Source organism: Mycobacterium sp. 4D054 (genome assembly GCF_052245755.1).
Taxonomy (GTDB): Bacteria; Actinomycetota; Actinomycetes; order Mycobacteriales; family Mycobacteriaceae; genus Mycobacterium.
In genome coordinates, this window is record NZ_JBQQCF010000050.1 from 1 (window position 1) to 17,415 (window position 17,415).

The 17,415-nt window shown below is 68.6% G+C and carries 14 protein-coding genes; 4 read left to right on the forward strand and 10 right to left on the reverse strand.

Translation table 11 applies throughout. From position 1 onward, the window contains the following. Nucleotides 1-121: 121 nt before the first annotated feature. Nucleotides 122-1,405 (reverse strand): MFS transporter, encoded by a 1,284-nt coding sequence (locus ACTWP6_RS25280; protein WP_443189108.1) that lies wholly within the window; start codon nucleotides 1,403-1,405, stop codon nucleotides 122-124. A 122-nt stretch (nucleotides 1,406-1,527) separates the two neighbouring features. Between ACTWP6_RS25280 and ACTWP6_RS25285 the strand changes: the two genes are divergently transcribed. Further along, nucleotides 1,528-2,133, forward strand: a complete 606-nt coding sequence (locus tag ACTWP6_RS25285; RefSeq protein WP_260756103.1) for a YqgE/AlgH family protein — start codon at nucleotides 1,528-1,530, stop codon at nucleotides 2,131-2,133. 13 nt (nucleotides 2,134-2,146) lie between these two features. On the opposite strand, the gene ACTWP6_RS25290 is transcribed toward ACTWP6_RS25285, so the two are convergent. Continuing rightward, nucleotides 2,147-2,518, reverse strand: coding sequence for a hypothetical protein (locus ACTWP6_RS25290; protein WP_443189109.1), 372 nt, complete (start codon nucleotides 2,516-2,518; stop codon nucleotides 2,147-2,149). 74 nt (nucleotides 2,519-2,592) lie between these two features. Then, nucleotides 2,593-3,543 carry an LpqN/LpqT family lipoprotein gene (locus tag ACTWP6_RS25295; RefSeq protein WP_443189110.1) on the reverse strand — a complete coding sequence of 317 codons (951 nt, stop codon included), beginning with the start codon at nucleotides 3,541-3,543 and terminating at the stop codon, nucleotides 2,593-2,595. Between the two features lie 175 nt (nucleotides 3,544-3,718). Between ACTWP6_RS25295 and leuS the strand changes: the two genes are divergently transcribed. Together leuS and ctaD are read left to right on the forward strand one after the other, a co-directional pair. Further along, the gene (gene leuS, locus ACTWP6_RS25300; RefSeq protein WP_443189111.1) at nucleotides 3,719-6,619 is read left to right on the forward strand and encodes a leucine--tRNA ligase; all 2,901 of its coding nucleotides are present in this window, start codon (nucleotides 3,719-3,721) and stop codon (nucleotides 6,617-6,619) included. Nucleotides 6,620-6,703: 84 nt separating this feature from the next. Further along, a complete protein-coding gene (gene ctaD / locus ACTWP6_RS25305) occupies nucleotides 6,704-8,449 on the forward strand; it encodes an aa3-type cytochrome oxidase subunit I (protein ID WP_443189112.1) in 1,746 nt (581 codons plus the stop codon). Between the two features lie 11 nt (nucleotides 8,450-8,460). On the opposite strand, the gene ACTWP6_RS25310 is transcribed toward ctaD, so the two are convergent. Continuing rightward, complete coding sequence (locus ACTWP6_RS25310) at nucleotides 8,461-9,126, reverse strand: SDR family oxidoreductase (protein WP_443189113.1); 666 nt, start codon at nucleotides 9,124-9,126, stop codon at nucleotides 8,461-8,463. Nucleotides 9,127-9,181: 55 nt separating this feature from the next. On the opposite strand from ACTWP6_RS25310, the gene ggh reads away from it, so the two are divergent. Further along, the gene (gene ggh / locus ACTWP6_RS25315; RefSeq protein ID WP_260756098.1) at nucleotides 9,182-10,522 is read left to right on the forward strand and encodes a glucosylglycerate hydrolase; all 1,341 of its coding nucleotides are present in this window, start codon (nucleotides 9,182-9,184) and stop codon (nucleotides 10,520-10,522) included. Nucleotides 10,523-10,526: 4 nt separating this feature from the next. On the opposite strand, the gene ACTWP6_RS25320 is transcribed toward ggh, so the two are convergent. From ACTWP6_RS25320 to ACTWP6_RS25345, 6 genes are all read right to left on the reverse strand, one after another. Next, entirely contained in the window at nucleotides 10,527-10,967 is a 441-nt protein-coding gene (locus tag ACTWP6_RS25320) for a MarR family winged helix-turn-helix transcriptional regulator (RefSeq protein ID WP_260756097.1), read from the reverse strand. An 82-nt stretch (nucleotides 10,968-11,049) separates the two neighbouring features. Continuing rightward, the gene (locus ACTWP6_RS25325) at nucleotides 11,050-11,790 is read right to left on the reverse strand and encodes an amino acid ABC transporter ATP-binding protein (protein WP_260756096.1); all 741 of its coding nucleotides are present in this window, start codon (nucleotides 11,788-11,790) and stop codon (nucleotides 11,050-11,052) included. Further along, on the reverse strand, nucleotides 11,790-13,586 hold the full coding sequence (locus ACTWP6_RS25330) for an ABC transporter substrate-binding protein/permease (RefSeq protein WP_443189114.1): 1,797 nt from the start codon (nucleotides 13,584-13,586) through the stop codon (nucleotides 11,790-11,792). Before ACTWP6_RS25330 ends, ACTWP6_RS25325 begins: the two co-directional genes overlap by 1 nt. 61 nt (nucleotides 13,587-13,647) lie before the next feature. Further along, a complete protein-coding gene (locus ACTWP6_RS25335) occupies nucleotides 13,648-14,310 on the reverse strand; it encodes a GntR family transcriptional regulator (protein ID WP_443189115.1) in 663 nt (220 codons plus the stop codon). 52 nt (nucleotides 14,311-14,362) lie between these two features. Then, the gene (locus ACTWP6_RS25340; RefSeq protein WP_443189116.1) at nucleotides 14,363-15,169 is read right to left on the reverse strand and encodes an LLM class F420-dependent oxidoreductase; all 807 of its coding nucleotides are present in this window, start codon (nucleotides 15,167-15,169) and stop codon (nucleotides 14,363-14,365) included. An 81-nt stretch (nucleotides 15,170-15,250) separates the two neighbouring features. Continuing rightward, a complete protein-coding gene (locus tag ACTWP6_RS25345) occupies nucleotides 15,251-17,344 on the reverse strand; it encodes a PhoX family protein (RefSeq protein WP_443189117.1) in 2,094 nt (697 codons plus the stop codon). Nucleotides 17,345-17,415: the final 71 nt, after the last annotated feature.

Genomic DNA, 17,415 nt, shown 5'->3' on the forward strand with positions numbered 1-17,415 from the left:
CGTCGGCATCCTGCACGGCTGCCTGCGCCACCACACCGCCTACGACGAACACAAAGCCTGGGCACACCGCCAGCCCACCCCAGATACCCAAGCCGCTTGACAACCTACGGTCCTGGGATGTCTAGCCGGGCAGCCGCCCGCGCCGACCGGTGGTCGCGTGCAGGGCCAGCCCTACCAGATAGAGGGCCACCCCGGCCAGAGCCAGTCCTACCGAACGCCCGCCGGGTGGGATCACCAACGCCGCCCCCGTGATCGCGACGATGAACGCCACCCAGAACAACGAGTCCTGCACCGCGAACAGGTGACCGCGCAGCGCGTCGTCGACGTCGATCTGCATCGCGGTGTCCGCGCACAGCTTGACCACCTGGCCCGCCGCACCCAGCAGAAAGCCGCACACGATCATCACCGGCAGATGCAGCGTGGCGCCGACCAGCTGAACGGCCGCGGCGAAGGCCAGCGCGCCGTTCGGGGTGGCGTAGCGCCCCCACTTGCGCACCAGCGCGGGCGTGAGGATCGTGGCGAGGAACTGCCCGGCGCCCCCGGCCGTGACGAACAGAACCGTGGTGCCGAAGCCGGCCACCGTGGTCGCGTCCGTGTGGCGCACCATCACGAGCACCAGCAGCGTGTTGATGCCGAACACCATGCGGTGCGCGGCCAGCCCCGACAGCGTCGCCGCGACCGACGGGACGGCCGCGACGGTGCGGGCGCCGTGCAGCCAGCCGGTGGCCACCGCGTAGAGCACCGAGCCGTGCACCGCGCGCACGCTGTCGTCGGGCCCCAGCAGCCGGGGCGGGAACCGCATCGACAGCCACAGCGCCACCCCGACCGGCACGGCGACCAGAAAGATGATGATCGACGCGCCCACATCGCCGGCTCCGAACCACCAGCGCGGCAACAGCATGAAAATCGCGCCCGCGAATGCGGCCACCGACGAAGTCGCGGTCGCCACGGAGTTCATCGCGATCACCTGCTCGCGGGGCACCACGTGCGGCAGCGCCGCGCTCAGCCCTGAGGACACGAAGCGGGTGAAACCGTTGGCCAGCAACGCGCTCAACAGGATCGGGATGTCGGAGCGGCCGGCGGCCAGCAGCGTCCCGACGCCGAGCACCACCACCAGCCGGCCCAGGTTGGCGCCGATGAGCACCAGCCGGCGGTCCCAGCGGTCGAGCAGCGCGCCGGCAAACGGGCCGAGCAGCGAGTACGGCAGGAACAGCACCGCGAACGCGGCCGCGATCGCCCACGGCTCGGCCTCACGCTCAGGGTTGAACAGAATCGCCCCCGCGATCCCGGCCTGGAACAGGCCGTCACCGAACTGGCTCACCGCGCGCAGCTCGAGCAGTCTGCGGAACTCGGGCAGGGTCCGCACCGTACGCCACAACGTCCGGGCGGCACGGTCGTCGGGCACGGATGTCACGTCCTGTTGGCGGGCTGAAGCGGAATCTGAGGGCAACCCGACCACAGTACAAATATCGAGATGCGGTGCGCTGGTCTGCCACCATCACGCGGCCGTGGTGACATGATGGTCGAATGGCGCAACCCGAGGATCCGGAGGACTTCGTCGCACCTGCGGCACACCGGGTTCGCGCGGGCACACTGCTGTTGGCCAACACCGATCTGCTGGAGCCCACCTTCCGGCGCAGCGTGATCTACGTGGTCGAGCACAACGACGGCGGCACCCTGGGCGTGGTGCTGAACCGGGCCAGCGAGACCGCGGTTTACAACGTGCTGCCGCAGTGGGCCAAGCTCGCGACCAAACCCAAGACGATGTTCATCGGAGGCCCGGTCAAGCGGGACGCCGCACTGTGCCTGGCGACGGTGCGCGTGGGCGTCGACCCGAGTGCGGCGCCCGGACTGCGGCATGTGCAGGGCCGGGTGGCGATGGTCGACCTCGACGCGGATCCCGACTCGATCGCACCGATGGTCGAGGGGGTGCGGATCTTCGCCGGTTACTCGGGCTGGACCATCGGCCAGCTTGAGGGCGAGATCGAGCGCGACGACTGGATTGTGTTGTCGGCGTTGCCCTCTGATGTTCTGTCCGAGCCGAAGGTGGATCTGTGGGCCCGGATCCTGCGCCGGCAGCCGCTGCCGCTGTCGCTGCTGGCGACCCACCCGATCGACCTGTCGCGCAACTAGCCTCTCGGGTGCTCTAGCGGTCGCAGGACAGCGTGCACGTCCCGCATCCGCTGCCACCGCCGCTGCCGCAGCCACCCCCGGCCACCGCGGCCTGCTGCGCGTTGCGCCGCGCGACGGCGGTCGCGGCCTGCCAGCACCCTGCCGCGACGGTGCCGATCGCGCCGGCCACACAGACCACCAGGATCACCACCGACAGCGGGGCGGTCGCCGTCAGGGCCACCACGGCGCCGGCGCCCAGCATCACGGCGGCGGCCAACTGGGTGGGCGCCACGGCGCGCAGCACCTGCTGGACGTAATCGGTGGACGGGCGACGCGTCAGCGACCATGCGCCCAGCGCCGCGGTCCCCGCGGCCGCGCACAGACTCAACACGGCAGCGACGAACATGGGCTTCAGAATACGGTGCCGGTGATGGGCCGTCGTCCCCCGGGCGCCAGGCTTCGCCCGGGGGACGACGCCGTCTATCCCTGCAGTCCCAGCAACTGTGGCGCGGGCGCCACGGCAGGAACGGCGGGAGCCGGGGGCGGCGCCGCGGGCAGCGGGGCCGCAGGTGCGCCGGCAGGCGGTGCGGCCGGGGCCGAGCCCGGCACGCTGACCTTGAAGCCGTTGACGATGGCCTCGGCGGCGTCCGCGGCGGCGACCACCTGGTCGACGCTCGTGGTGACCGACAGCGACACCAGGTAGTGGTCGGGGCCCGCGGCGGCGATGACATGGCGGCGGGATGTGTTCAGCGTCATGTTGTTCTCGCGGTAGGTGCCTTCGATCAGCGAGGACGGCATACCGCCGAAATCGGCGAGCGACGCGTCGGTGGTGCGCCAGGCGGGCAGTTTCTGGCTGTCGATGAAGCCGTGGCTGATCGCCTCCTTGGGATCGAACGCGCCGACCAGCTTGTACACCACCACCTGGGCGTTCGAGGAGTACAGGCCGTTGCCGCCGATCCGGTCGGCGAGCACGGCGAACGCGTCCGGAACGTTCGGGTCCGGGATGTGTTCCCAGCCCCGCGGCTTGGGCAGCACGATGTTGAGCGCCTGGAAGCCCTGGCTGGACTGGGGTTCCATCGTGACGCCCTTGGCGGCGAAGAACTCGCTCAGCGTGCCCGAGGTGGCCGGGGCGATCGTCGAGACCGGACGCGGCGGCACCGCGGGGGCCGACGGCGCGCTGATGCCGGCGGGCACAGCGGCCGCGCCTCCGGTCGCCGGCGTCACACCCGGGGTCGGGAGGGGCTGGGGTGCGGCGTTGGGCGTAACCGTGACGGTCTGCGTCACTGTGGCAGGCGCGGGCAGCGGGGGCTGCGGCAGCATCGGCTGGGCCGACGCCGTCGTGGCTGTGATGCTCAGCACCCCGGCGATGCCGACGGCGCAGGCACCGAGGCCACCTGCCAGAACCCGCCAGTGACGGGCGATTTCGCTCATCGAGTGCAATCCTTCCCAACGCTTGAGGGTTGTCAGGCGAGCAATGTATCCATGGCCGATCAAGCCCCACCAGGGCTGGAATCGACCTGGGATCAACCCCTGATACATCCGCAACGGAACCGAGACCTGCCCGTGGCCGGGAAATCGGCGAAGCGGGTGCTTATACCCTGGTGGGGTGACTGAAACGCCGACTGGACAGCCCGCTGCAACAGAGTCCTCACGCGAGCGCTCGTCCGGTGACACTGACACCCCGGTGCATCGCTACACCGCGGAGCTCGCCGGGGAGATCGAACAGGCCTGGCAGCAGCGGTGGTCGAAGAACGGCACGTTCAACGTCGCGAACCCGGTCGGATCCCTGGCGCCGGCCGACGGCGGCGAGGTGCCCGCCGACAAGATGTTCGTCCAGGACATGTTCCCGTACCCGTCGGGTGAAGGCCTGCACGTCGGGCACCCGCTCGGCTACATCGCCACCGACGTGTACGCCAGGTACTTCCGGATGACCGGCTGTAACGTGTTGCACGCGTTAGGGTTTGACGCTTTCGGCTTGCCCGCCGAGCAGTACGCGATCCAGACCGGCACGCATCCGCGCACGCGTACCGAGGCCAACATCGTCAACTTCCGCCGCCAGCTGGGGCGGCTGGGTCTGGGCCATGACTCGCGGCGCAGCTTCTCCACCACCGATGTGGAGTACTACAAGTGGACCCAGTGGATCTTCCTGCAGATCTTCAACGCGTGGTTCGATCCGGAGGCCGGCAAGGCCCGCCCCATCGCGGAGTTGATCGCCGAGTTCGAAAACGGCACCCGGCAGGTCGGCGACGGGCGCGCCTGGGCGGAACTGGATGCCGCCGACCGAGCCGATGTGGTGGACGCCCACCGCCTGGTGTACCTCACCGACTCGGTCGTCAACTGGTGTCCGGGCCTGGGCACGGTGCTGGCCAACGAGGAGGTCACCGCCGACGGGCGCAGCGAGCGCGGCAACTTCCCGGTGTTCCGGAAACGGTTGCGGCAGTGGATGATGCGCATCACCGCGTACTCCGACCGGCTGCTGGAAGACCTCGACGTGCTGGACTGGCCGGACAAGGTCAAGACCATGCAGCGCAACTGGATCGGCCGCTCGACCGGCGCTTCCGTGCTCTTCGGCACTAACGCCGGTGACATCGAGGTGTTCACCACCCGTCCGGACACGCTGTTCGGTGCGACATACATGGTGCTGGCCCCCGAACACGATCTGGTGGACCTGCTGGTCGCCGACGAGTGGCCCGCCGGCGTCGATGAGCGTTGGACGTTCGGCGCGGCCACCCCGCGTGAGGCGGTCGCGGCCTACCGGGCGTCGATCGCGGCGAAATCCGATCTGGAGCGGCAGGAGAACAAGACCAAGACCGGCGTGTTCGTCGGCGCCTACGCGACGAATCCCGCCAACGGACAACAAGTTCCGGTGTTCATCGCCGACTATGTGCTGGCCGGGTACGGCACCGGCGCGATCATGGCGGTGCCCAGCGGCGATCAGCGTGACTGGGACTTCGCGACCGAGTTCGGGCTGCCGATTGTGGAAGTGGTCTCCGGAGGCGACGTCTCGAAGGAGGCCTACACCGGCGACGGGGTGATGGTGAACTCCGGCTTCCTCGACGGTCTCGACGTGGCCGCCGCCAAGCAGGCGATGACCGAGCGGCTGACCGCGCACGGGCGGGGACGGGCGCGCGTCGAATACAAGCTGAGGGACTGGCTTTTCGCCCGGCAACGGTACTGGGGCGAGCCGTTCCCGATCGTCTACGACGAGGACGGGCGGGCGCACGGGCTGCCCGAGCACATGCTGCCCGTCGAACTGCCCGACGTGCCGGACTACTCGCCGGTGCTGTTCGACCCGCAGGACGCCGGCAGTGAGCCGTCCCCGCCGCTGGCCAAGGCGACGGACTGGGTCAACGTCGAACTCGACCTCGGCGACGGGCTCAAGAAGTACACCCGCGACACCAACGTGATGCCGCAATGGGCGGGCAGCTCCTGGTACGAGCTGCGCTACACCGACCCGCACAACGCAGAAGCCATGTGCGCCAAGGAGAACGAGGCGTACTGGATGGGGCCTAGGCCGGCCGAGCACGGTCCGGACGATCCGGGTGGCGTCGACCTGTACGTCGGCGGGGTCGAGCACGCCGTGCTGCACCTGCTGTATTCGCGGTTCTGGCACAAGGTGCTCTACGACTTGGGGCACGTCAGCTCCCGTGAGCCCTACCGTCGGCTCGTCAACCAGGGCTACATCCAGGCGTTCGCCTACACCGACTCGCGGGGAGCCTACGTGCCGGCCGCCGAGGTCACCGAGCGCGACGGCAAGTTCTACTGGCTCGACACCAGCGGCGGGACCCCGAGAGAAATTGAGGTGAACCAGGAGTTCGGCAAGATCGGCAAGAGCCTGAAGAACTCGGTGTCGCCGGACGAGATCTGCGACAACTACGGCGCCGACACGTTGCGGGTGTACGAGATGTCGATGGGTCCGCTGGAGGCATCACGGCCCTGGGCGACCAAGGACGTCGTCGGCGCGCACCGCTTCCTGCAACGCGTGTGGCGGTTGGTCGTCGACGAGGAAAGTGGGGCCACCCGGGTGTCGGACGCCGGGCTGGATGACGAGACGATGCGGTTGCTGCACCGCACCATCGCCGGGGTGGCCGATGACTATGCGGCACTGCGCAACAACACCGCCGCGGCCAAGCTGATCGAGTACACCAACCATCTGACCAAGCAGTCGGTGACGGCGCGGGCGGCGCTGGAGCCGCTGGTGCTGATGGTGGCCCCGCTGGCGCCGCACCTGGCCGAGGAATTGTGGAGCCGGTTGGGACACGAGACCTCGCTGGCGCACGGCCCGTTCCCGGTGGCCGACGAGCGCTACCTCGTCGAGGACACCGTCGAGTACCCGGTGCAGGTCAACGGCAAGGTGCGCGGCCGTGTCACCGTCGCCGCCGACGCGCCCGCGGACGCGGTGGAGGCCGCCGCGCTGGCCGACGCGAAGGTGATTGCCTTTCTGGACGGAAAGACCCCGAAGAAGGTCATCGTCGTTGCCGGCCGGCTGGTCAACGTCGTCGCCTGAGAAGCGCCCAAAACAGGTGCGGAATCGGGAGTAGAGCGCGCATCCTTGGGTATCTGGCCGCTGCCGGATGCCGGAGGAGAAGCCATGGCCGTCGAAGCCCCGAACCTCGTCAATATCACGCCGCGGCGGCCGTTCCCGGCCCGACTGGGGCCCAAGGGCAACCTGGTCTACAAGCTGGTCACCACCACCGATCACAAGCTGATCGGCATCATGTACTGCGTCGCGTGCTTCACCTTCTTCCTGGTGGGTGGGCTGATGGCGCTGTTCATGCGAACCGAGCTGGCGTCGCCGGGTCTGCAGTTCCTGTCCAACGAGCAGTACAACCAGCTGTTCACCATGCACGGCACGGTGATGCTGCTGTTCTACGCGACGCCGATCGTGTTCGGATTCGCGAACCTCGTGCTGCCGCTGCAGATCGGCGCACCCGACGTGGCGTTCCCGCGGCTCAACGCGTTCTCGTTCTGGCTGTTCCTGTTCGGCGCGCTGATCGCGATGAGCGGGTTCCTGGTGCCCGGCGGCGCGGCGGACTTCGGCTGGACGGCGTACGCGCCGCTGTCCGACGCGATCCACTCGCCGGGCCCGGGCGGAGACCTGTGGATCATGGGCCTGGCGCTCAGTGGCCTCGGCACCATCCTGGGCGGGGTCAACATGGTCACCACTGTGGTGTGCATGCGCGCGCCGGGCATGACGATGTTCCGGATGCCGATCTTCACCTGGAACATCCTGGTCACCTCGCTGCTGGTGCTGCTGGCGTTCCCGATCCTGACCGCGGCGCTGTTCGGGCTCGCGGCCGACCGGCATCTCGGCGCACACGTCTACGACCCGGCCAACGGCGGGGCGATCCTGTGGCAGCACCTGTTCTGGTTCTTCGGCCACCCCGAGGTGTACATAGTCGCGCTGCCGTTCTTCGGCATCGTCAGCGAGATCTTCCCGGTGTTCAGTCGTAAACCGATCTTCGGCTACACCACGCTGATCTACGCCACCCTCGGTATCGGCGCGTTGTCGGTGGTCGTGTGGGCCCACCACATGTTCGCCACCGGCGCCGTGCTGCTGCCGTTCTTCGCGTTCAGCACCTATCTGATCGCGGTTCCGACCGGCATCAAGTTCTTCAACTGGCTCGGCACGATGTGGAAGGGCCAGTTGACGTTCGAGACACCCATGCTGTTCTCGATCGGTTTCCTGGCGACGTTCCTGCTCGGCGGCCTGACCGGCGTGCTGCTGGCCAGCCCGCCGCTGGACTTCCACGTCACCGACAGCTATTTCGTGGTGGCCCATTTCCATTACGTGCTGTTCGGCACCATCGTGTTCGCCACCTACGCCGGCATCTACTTCTGGTTCCCGAAGATGACCGGCCGGCTGCTCGACGAACGGCTGGGCAAGCTGCACTTCTGGCTGACGTTCATCGGTTTCCACACCACCTTCCTGGTGCAGCACTGGCTCGGTGACGACGGCATGCCGCGCCGCTACGCGGACTACCTGCCCAGCGACGGGTTCACCCCGCTCAACGTGGTGTCGACCATCGGCGCGTGCATCCTCGGCCTGTCGATGCTGCCGTTCCTGTGGAACGTGTTCAAAAGCTGGCGCTACGGTGAGCCGGTCGTCGTCGACGATCCGTGGGGCTACGGCAACTCGCTGGAGTGGGCCACCAGCAGCCCGCCGCCGCGGCACAACTTCACCGAGCTGCCCCGGATCCGGTCCGAGCGTCCCGCGTTCGAACTGCACTACCCGCACATGGTGCAGCGGATGCGCTCCGAGGCCCACGTGGGCCCGCACGCCACGGCGCTGGAATCCGGAGAGGGTTTCGGCCCGCGCACCGAGCCCGACCGCTAGCGATTACGGCGTCAGCGGGGCCGGACGATCACCTCGTGGATGTGCGCGTCGGGCGGGGCGTTGATCGCGTCGGCGGTCACTTTCGCGACCGTCTGCGGGCGCAGGAACCGGTCCGGTTCGTAAGGGCGGCCCTCGTAGGCGACCAGGTCCTCCTGCATCGGGGTTGCGATCCGGCCGGGATGCACCGACGTCACGCGCAGTGCCGGCTCGTCGGCGCGCAACGACTCGGCGAAGCCGCGCAGCGCGAACTTGCTGGCCGTGTACGAGGCCAGTCCGGGCGAGGCCTTGATGCCCGCACCGGAGTTGATGAACACCACATGCCCGCCGGCGGCGCGCAGCGCGGGCAGCAGCTCCAGAGTCAGCGCCACCGCTCCGATGACGTTGACGTTCATGGTGGCGCGCCATTCGTCGATGTGGGATTCGCCGACCCGGCCGGGGTAGGACACCCCGGCGTTGTGGATCAGCACGTCGAGCTCGACGATCGGCTCGACGACCGCGGCCATCGAGTCGGGATCGGCGAGGTCGACGGGCCAGGTGGTGGCGCCGAGTCGTTCGGCGACGGCGTCGAGCCGGGACGACGGCCGCCCCGCGAGGAACAAGGTGTGCGTGGGCGCCAGCGCGTCGGCGAGGGCGGCTCCGAGGCCGCCGGAGGCCCCGGTGATCATGGCGGTCGGCACACCGACGACCCTACCGACCTGCGGACCGGGCGAAGTCGTCGCATCATGGGGGGCGATGCCGCACGATCCGAGCTTCACCTCCACCCAACTGGCCGCCCGCGCCGCCTACTTGCTGCGCGGCAACGACCTCGGCGTGATGACCACCGCCGCTCCGCTGCTGTACCCGCACATGTGGAGCTGGGACGCGGCGTTCGTGGCGATCGGGCTGGCGCCGCTGTCGGTGGAGCGCGCGGTGGTGGAGCTGGACACGCTGCTGTCCGCCCAGTGGCGCAACGGCATGATCCCGCACATCGTGTTCGCCAACGGCGTCGACGGGTACTTCCCCGGCCCGGCCCGCTGGGCCTGCTCGGCGCTGGCGGCCGACGCACCGCGCAACCGGCACACCTCGGGCATCACCCAGCCGCCGGTGCACGCGATCGCGGTGCAGCGCATCCTCGACCACGCGCGCAACCGGGGGCGCTCGACGCGGGCGGTCGCGCAGGCGTTCCTGGACCGGCGGTGGAACGACCTGGTGCGCTGGCACCGTTGGCTGGCGGAATGCCGCGACCAGAACGAGCGCGGCCGGGTGACCCTCTACCACGGCTGGGAGTCCGGGATGGACAACTCGCCGCGCTGGGATGGCCCGTACGCCAACGTGATTGCGGGGGAAGTGCCGGAGTACCAGCGCGAGGACAACAAGATCAACACCGACGCCACCCAGCGGCCGTCGGACATGGAGTACGACCGCTACCTGTGGCTGCTCGAGGAGATGAAGGCTGCCCGCTACGACGACCAATTGCTGTCCAAGACCGTGAGTTTCGCCGTCGAGGACGTCTTCGTCTCCGCGATTCTGGCAGTGGCGTGCCAGGTGCTGGCCGAGATCGGGGAGGACCACAAGCGGCCCAACGCCGACGTCAAGGACCTGTATGCGTGGGCCGAGCGTTTCCGGTCCGGCGTGGTCGCCACTGCCGACCAAAGAACAGGTGCGGCAAAGGATTACGATGTTCGCGCGGATAAGTGGATCGCGACCGAGACGGTGGCGCAGTTCGCTCCGCTGCTGTGTGGCGGCCTGCCGCACGAGCGGGAACGGGCGCTGCTGAGGCTGCTCGAGGGGCCGCGGTTCTGTGGCCATCCCGACCTGGCGTACGCGCTGATCCCGTCGACCTCACCGGTTTCGCGGGACTTCCGTCCGCGCGAGTACTGGCGAGGCCCGGTCTGGCCGGTGATGACGTGGCTGTTCTCGTGGTGTTTCGCGCGCCGCGGCTGGGCGGAACGGGCGGCGACGCTGCGGCGGGAAGGGCTGCGCCAGGCCAGTGACGGGACCTTCGCCGAGTACTACGAACCGTTCACCGGCGAGCCGCTGGGCAGCATGCAGCAGTCGTGGACCGCCGCGGCGGTCCTGGATTGGCTGGGCTGAACCGTTATTCGGCGATGCGCTCGAGGGGTGCCAGCGCCTTGGACAGCGCGTCGAGCTCCTCCTCGCTGAGCTTGCTCAGCAGCGCCGCGAGGTGAGCGCGCCTGGACTCCAACGCTTCCCGGTGCTGCTCGAGGCCCTCGGGGGTGATGTCGACGAGCACGGCCCGCAGGTCGGACGGATCGCGGTCCCGCTTGACCAGCCCGAGCTTCTCCAGCCGGCGGATCGCCACCGTGGTGGTCGGCGTGCGGACCTTCTCGTGGGCGGCGAGCTCGGTCATCCGCATCGGGCCCTGATCGAACAGCGTGAGCAGGATCGACAACTGGGCCAGGGTCAGGTCCCCGGAGGTCGCGGTGCGGCCGGTGTGACGCATGACCGACAGCACCTTGGACAGCACTCGCTGCAATTCGCTGGCGAGCTCGCTGACGCGGGCGTCGGTCGGCACCATAATTCAGGCAGTCTAACCGCTACGGGTCCGACAGGTTGAGGTGTCGCGGGATTTGACGAACGTGTCGATGTAGCCGGATCGCTTAGAGGACCTGGGACAGGAACCGTCGCAGCCGGTCGGTCTCGGCGCTTTCGAACAGCTGCTCAGGAGGCCCGGTTTCGACGACCTGACCGTGGTCCATGAACACGACGGTGTCGGCGGTCGACCGCGCGAAGCCCATCTCGTGGGTGACGACCACCATCGTCATCCCGTCGGCCGCGAGGTCGGCGATCAGTTCCAGCACCCCTTTGACCAGCTCCGGATCCAGGGCCGAGGTGGCCTCGTCGAAGAACATCACCTCAGGCGACATCGCCAGGGCACGGGCGATCGCCACACGTTGCTGCTGCCCGCCCGACAGCGTGGCGGGACGGGCGTCGGCCTTGCTGCGCAGCCCTACCCGATCCAGTTGCGCCAGCCCGAGTTCGCGGGCCTGTTCGGCGCTGAGCCGCTTGAGCTTGCGCGGGGCCAGGGTGACGTTGTCGAGCACCGTGCGGTGCGGGAAGAGCTGGAACTGCTGGAACACCATGCCGATGCGCTGCCGCAGCTGATCCGGGTTGTCCCGCAGCACCGACCGCCCGTCGAGCAGGATGTCGCCCCGGTCCGGTTCGTAGAGCCGGTTCAGGGTGCGCAGCAACGTGGACTTGCCCGATCCGGACGGTCCGATCACCGCGGTGCTGGATCCCGCGGCCACGTCCAGGTCGACGCCGCGCAACACCGCGGTTTTACCGAATGACAGGTGAATGTCCTTGGCGGTCAACGAGACCGGCTGCGTCTCGGTCTGCATCAGTTCATCTCCTGGGAGGTGGCGAGCACCAGCGGGTCCTCTTCGTCACGCTTGCGGCCACGGCGCAATCGGGTGTCGATGTAGTTCACCAGATGGGTCAGTGGGATCGTCAGCGCAAGGTAGAACAACCCCGCGGCCACCAGGGGTGACAGGTTGCCGGTCTGGGCGTTGAGGTCACGGCCCACCTGGAAGAGCTCACGCTGGTGGGCGACCAGACCGAGGAAGTAGACCAGCGAGGACGCCTTCAGCAGCGAGATGAACTGGTTCATCAGCGCCGGCAGTACCCGCCGCACACCCTGGGGCACCACCACCAGCCGCATCGAGGTCGCGTAGCTGAAACCCAGTGCGCGGGAGGCCTCCAGCTGCCCGGGATCCACGCTCTGGATACCGGACCGGAAGATCTCACCGACGTAGGCGGCCGCCATCAGCCCGAGGGCGGCGATACCGAGTGGGAACGGATTGTTCCCGGTCAAATGACCGACGACGGGGCCGAGGCCGAGCCCGATCAGCAGGATGATCACGACCTCGGGCAGGCCCCGGAAGATGTCGGTGTAGACCCGCGCGGGCCAGCGCAGCCATCGTGATTTCGAGATGCCCGCGATGGCCAGCGCCATGCCGAGGATCAGCCCGATGACGCTCGCCGCGACGGTCAGGATCAGGGTGTTGGGCAGACCCGTCTTGAACAGGTCCGGGATGGCCTGCTTGTACAGATCCCAATCCAGAAACGACGCCGCGAGCTGGGACAGCGTCGATTTCGGTTGCACGGGAGCCGCCGGACCTTGCGCGGTCTGGTGCTGCGCGGCGATGGCGTTGAAGTCGGGCAGCTGCGGTGTCGGGGCGGCCTTGGATCCCGGTTTCCAGCCCGGCGGTAGCGCGCGTGGTACCCACTCGGTGTAGAGCCGCGCCCAGGTGCCGTCGGCGATGATCGCGTCCAGGCCCGAGTTCAACGCGTCGATCAGCGGCTGGTTGTCAGACGCCACCGCCCAGGCGATGAAATTGTCCAGGCTGAAGGTGTTTTCGATGATCTCCACCGGATCGGCGGCCTGGACCGTGCCCTGCGCCTGCTGCGACGGCGCCACCCACGCGTCGATCTGCCCGGTCTTGAGGCTCGCGTAGACGGTGTTGTAGTCGGGGAACTTCACCGGCTGCAGGCCCAGCGTGTCGATGACGTAGGCCTCCTGCACGGTGCCCTGTACGACGCCGATGCGTTGCCCGGGCGCCAACTTGTCGAAGCCGGTGATGGCCGAACCCCTCGGGACGACGAGGGAGAAGTAGCCGAAGTCGTAGCCGTTGGTGAAACCGACGGTGCGGCGACGGGCCTCGGTGGTGGTGATCGACGACGATCCGACGTCGAACCGGCGGGAGGCCACCTGCGCCAGCAGCCCGGAGAACTCTGTGCCCACAAAGTTGATCTGCAGGCCGAGCTTGCCGGCGATGGCTCGCAGCAGCTCGTTGTCGAAGCCGGTGAACTGCCCGGCAGAGTTGATGCAGATGCTCGGCGGTGCGTCGGACAGGGTGCCTACGGTCAGGACGCCCGGCTGCCCGAGGGCGAGCGCGTTGACGTCGACGGACTCCAGCGGCTGCACGGTCGCGGTGGTGTACTTGTCCGCCGCGGGTCCGCTCGCGGCGGCGGCGAGGTTGGTGGGCAGCGCGCTGGCGCTCTCGATGCCCGGCGGGGTGCACTGGTCCACCTGCGCCCCGGCCGGCGCGGCCATGGCCATCGCTGCGACCATTCCGATGATCAACGCCAGGACGAAACTCTTCACGGTCGTGCGCAGTACCCGCAAGCAGTTCATTCCAAGCAACGTAGCGCCCAGCCCGAGCGTGCCGGCGGATTCGGCTCAGCGAGAGCCGTCTCTAGACGAGCCCGCAACCGAAAACGCCGCGCCGTACCAGCTCAGCCAGCAGGATCGCGGCCATCACCTCCGCGCGTCCGGCGCATGCGGCCCGCGCGGCGTCCGGTGCGCCGGCGCGGATCGCGGCCAGCTCGGCCTCGTAGGACGGCAGCAGCCGGTCGCGGCCTTGCGTGTAGGACTGCCAGAACGCGTGTGGGATGAAGGTCTGCGAGGACTCGATCGTGGCCTGCAGCCGGGGACCGGCGTAGGTGTCGGTGATCATGGTGCGGAACCTGTTGGCGTGCAGGTCGAACTGCCGGGCGTCCCGGCCGTCGCGCATCTGCGCCAGTTCGGTTTCCAGCTCTGCGAGCATCGTGGGGTCGGCGGCGGCCGCCGCGCGCGCGGATGCCGCGCCGCTGAGGAGTCCGTAGAGCTCGTGATGCTCCCGCAGCGTGGCCTCGTCGAACCTCTCGACGTACGCGCCGCGGTGGTAGCGGGTGGACAGGATCCCGTCGTGTTCGAGCTGTACGACGGCCTCCTGGACCGGAACCCTGCTCAATCCGAGCTCGTGGGCAATCTCGTTGCGGTCCAGGCGATCTCCGGACCTGAGCCGGCCGGTCAGCACCATGTTGACCACGTGGGACACCACGAGATCCTTTTCCTTCACCCCGTACTTCTTGGGCATGGCGGCGCCAGTCTCTCACGGCGCCCACCCCCGCTGGGGCGGATCCGCAGCTTCAGGCCCCGGCGTCGGTCCGGTCGCGCCAGCGGCACAGTGCTTCGGCCTGGCCGAGGTCGTAGTCGGGGCCGTTCACCCCGACCGTGAGCAGCGTGATGCCCAGTGCGCGCAGCGCCTCGGCGTTGTTCACCAACGCCTCGTGGTCACGCCCCTCGACACCGGCGGACCGCTCGATGGCCGCCGGGTCGCGGCCGACGTCGGCGCAGTGGCGCGCCAAGATGTCGGCCTTGCGTGGGTAGCTCTCGCTGTCGGAGAACGAGTGCCAGATGTCGGCGTGCTGGGCGACCAACCGCAGGGTCTTTTTCTCCCCGCCGCCGCCGATCAGGACCGGGATGGCCCGGAGGGGCTGGGGGTTGAGCGTGGCCATCCGGGCTTCGATTCGCGGCATCGCGGTGGCGAGGTCGTCGAGCCGGCTGCCCGCGGTGCCGAACTCGTAGCCGTACTCGTCGTAGTCCTTTTGTTTCCAGCCGGAGCCGATACCCAGGATGAGCCGGCCGTCGGAGATGTGGTCGACGGTGCGGGCCATGTCGGCCAGCAACTCCGGGTTGCGGTAGGAGTTGCAGCTGACCAGCGCGCCGATCTCGATACGCGAGGTTTGCTCGGCCCACGCGCCGAGCATGGTCCAGCATTCGTAGTGCGCGCCGTCGGGATCACCGTAGAGCGGGAAGAAGTGGTCCCAGTTGAAGGCGACGTCGACGCCGATGTCCTCGCAGCGGCGCAGCGCGTCGCGGAGATGGTCGTAACGCCGGGAATGCTGGGGCTGCAGTTGCACGCCGATACGGAGCGAGCGGTTCGGGGAGGTCATGGCCTCCCGAGTTTCCCGCGACGAGAGGACACAAACTCACGGCCCCAGCGGGCCCCGGTACGCGGCGCGCCGAAAGCCGCCCTACACACCGATATTGCCGTCGTCCTTCCACACCACCACCACCGATGGCCGCGCGGTTCCGTTGCCGCCCTCGGGCCAGCGCGACTGCGGGCTGTCGATGCTGTTCTCGTCACTCTCGCCGGGGTGCTGCACGCACACCGTGACCAGTTCGTCGGTGACGACGGGCCCGCAGGTCTCCGCGCCGAGCGGCACGGTCAGGAACTGTTTGGTCTCACCGCGGTGCGGTCCGTCCAGCGCGACGGCGAACAGGCCGTCATTGGAGTCCAGCGCGTTGCCGTCGGTGGAGATCCACAGGTTTCCGTGACTGTCGAAAGCGAGGTTGTCCGGACAGGAGATCGGACTGACCTTCGACTTGTCGAAGCCGCCGTAATACGTGTCGGCCGCGGCCGGGTCACCGCAAACCAGCAGCAGTTCCCAGGTGAAGTCGGTGCCGGCGTGGTTGTCGGTGATCTCCAGAATCTGCCCACTCTTGTTGTCGTTACGGGGATTCGCCGCGTCTGCCGGCGCATCACCGGATGCCCCGCGCTTGCTGTTGTTGGTGAGCGCGACATACACCTTGCCGGTGGCGGGGTTGGCCTCGAAGTCCTCCGGGCGGTCCATCTTGGTGGCGCCGGCCTTGTCGGCAGCCATCCGGGTGAACACCGCGGCCTCCGCGGCAGTGATGCCCTCGATCAGCGACTCGGCACCGTCAGGTCCGGAGCGCAGCAACGGAATCCACGTCCCGGTGCCGCGGAACGCCCCCGTCGCCGGGAGGTCCCCGGAGCCGTCGATGTCACCGGCGGGGATGTCGCTGGAGAGTTTCGCGACATACAGCGTGCCCTCGTCCAGGATCCCCATGTTGTGCGCCATCGCGGCCGGGTCGTACCCACCTCCTGCCGCTTCTGCGCCGCCCCGCATCTTGCGACTCGAGACGAACTTGTACATGTAGTCGAAGCGCTCGTCGTCGCCGGTGTAGGCGACCACGGTGCCGTCCGCGGTGACGTGAATGTTGGCTCCCTCGTGCTTGAACCGCCCCAACGCCGGATGCTTGACCGGTGTGGACTCCGGATCCCACGGGTTCAGCTCGACCACGTAGCCGAAGCGGTTCACCTCGGTGGGTGTCGCGGCCAGATCAAACCGGGGATCGAAGTTCTCCCAACGCAATTCCGACGGTTCCAGGGTGACGCCGTAGCGGTCGTGGCGATCGGCGTCGACCGGACCCAAAGCCGCGGTCCCTTCGGGTGCGCCGAAGTAGGTGTGGAAGTTCTCCTCCCCGGAAAGCACGGTGCCCCAGGGGGTGACACCGCCGGCGCAGTTCGCGATGGTGCCCAGCACGGTGCGTCCCTCGGGGTCGGCGGCGGCCCTGACGAAATCGGTGCCCGCGGCGGGCCCGGTGATCGTGAACGGGGTGTCGGCGGTGACGCGCCGGTTGTAGCGGCCCATCACCGGCCGCAGACCGCCGTCGGGCGTGCGCTGCACCTCGACGACGCCCATCCCCATCGACGCGATCTCGATGTCGAACTGCTCGCGGGTCGGAGCATCCGCGTCATACCCGGGGAACATGAATTGCGGTGTGGCGTATTCGAAGTTGGTGACGAGCAGGAAGTGACCGGGCTGCCCCTCGATGGGCAGCAGGCCGGCGAAGTCGTTGTTGAATCCGAATTGGCCGCGTTGGGCGGCGCCACTCTGGTTGCGGACGTCGAACTCGGGTGCGCCGGGCAGGACGGGGTCGCCCCAGCTGATCACCACGGCCTGCCGGTAGCCGTCGGCGACGACGACGGCGTCGTCGCTGTTGGGCGCGACGGACGCGAAGTTCATCCCGGCCGGTGGTGCGGACGGCGCCGCGGTCGCCGAGGAGGAGGTCGGCGCCGGCGCGGAGGTGTTCGAGCACGCGGCCAGAACCGAGCCGGTGCCCACGGCCAGCACCGCCACACCGCCCGCGTGCAGCAGCGACCGCCGCGACACGGCCGCGGCGATGTCGCCGAAGTATTCGTTGTCGCTCGTGTTCGGCACCGGCTTGGCGCACGCGTCGCCGCATTTGTGCACGCAGGTCACGCGTTGGCGCTTGGACTTCCCGTTGTGGGTGAGGAAAAGGTTCAGCGGCACGAGCGCCATGGCCTCGGGTATCCCTTCGACGTGAACTCCGGCCGCGGGCTGGGCGGCCGGACCAGCGGGAAGTTACTGGA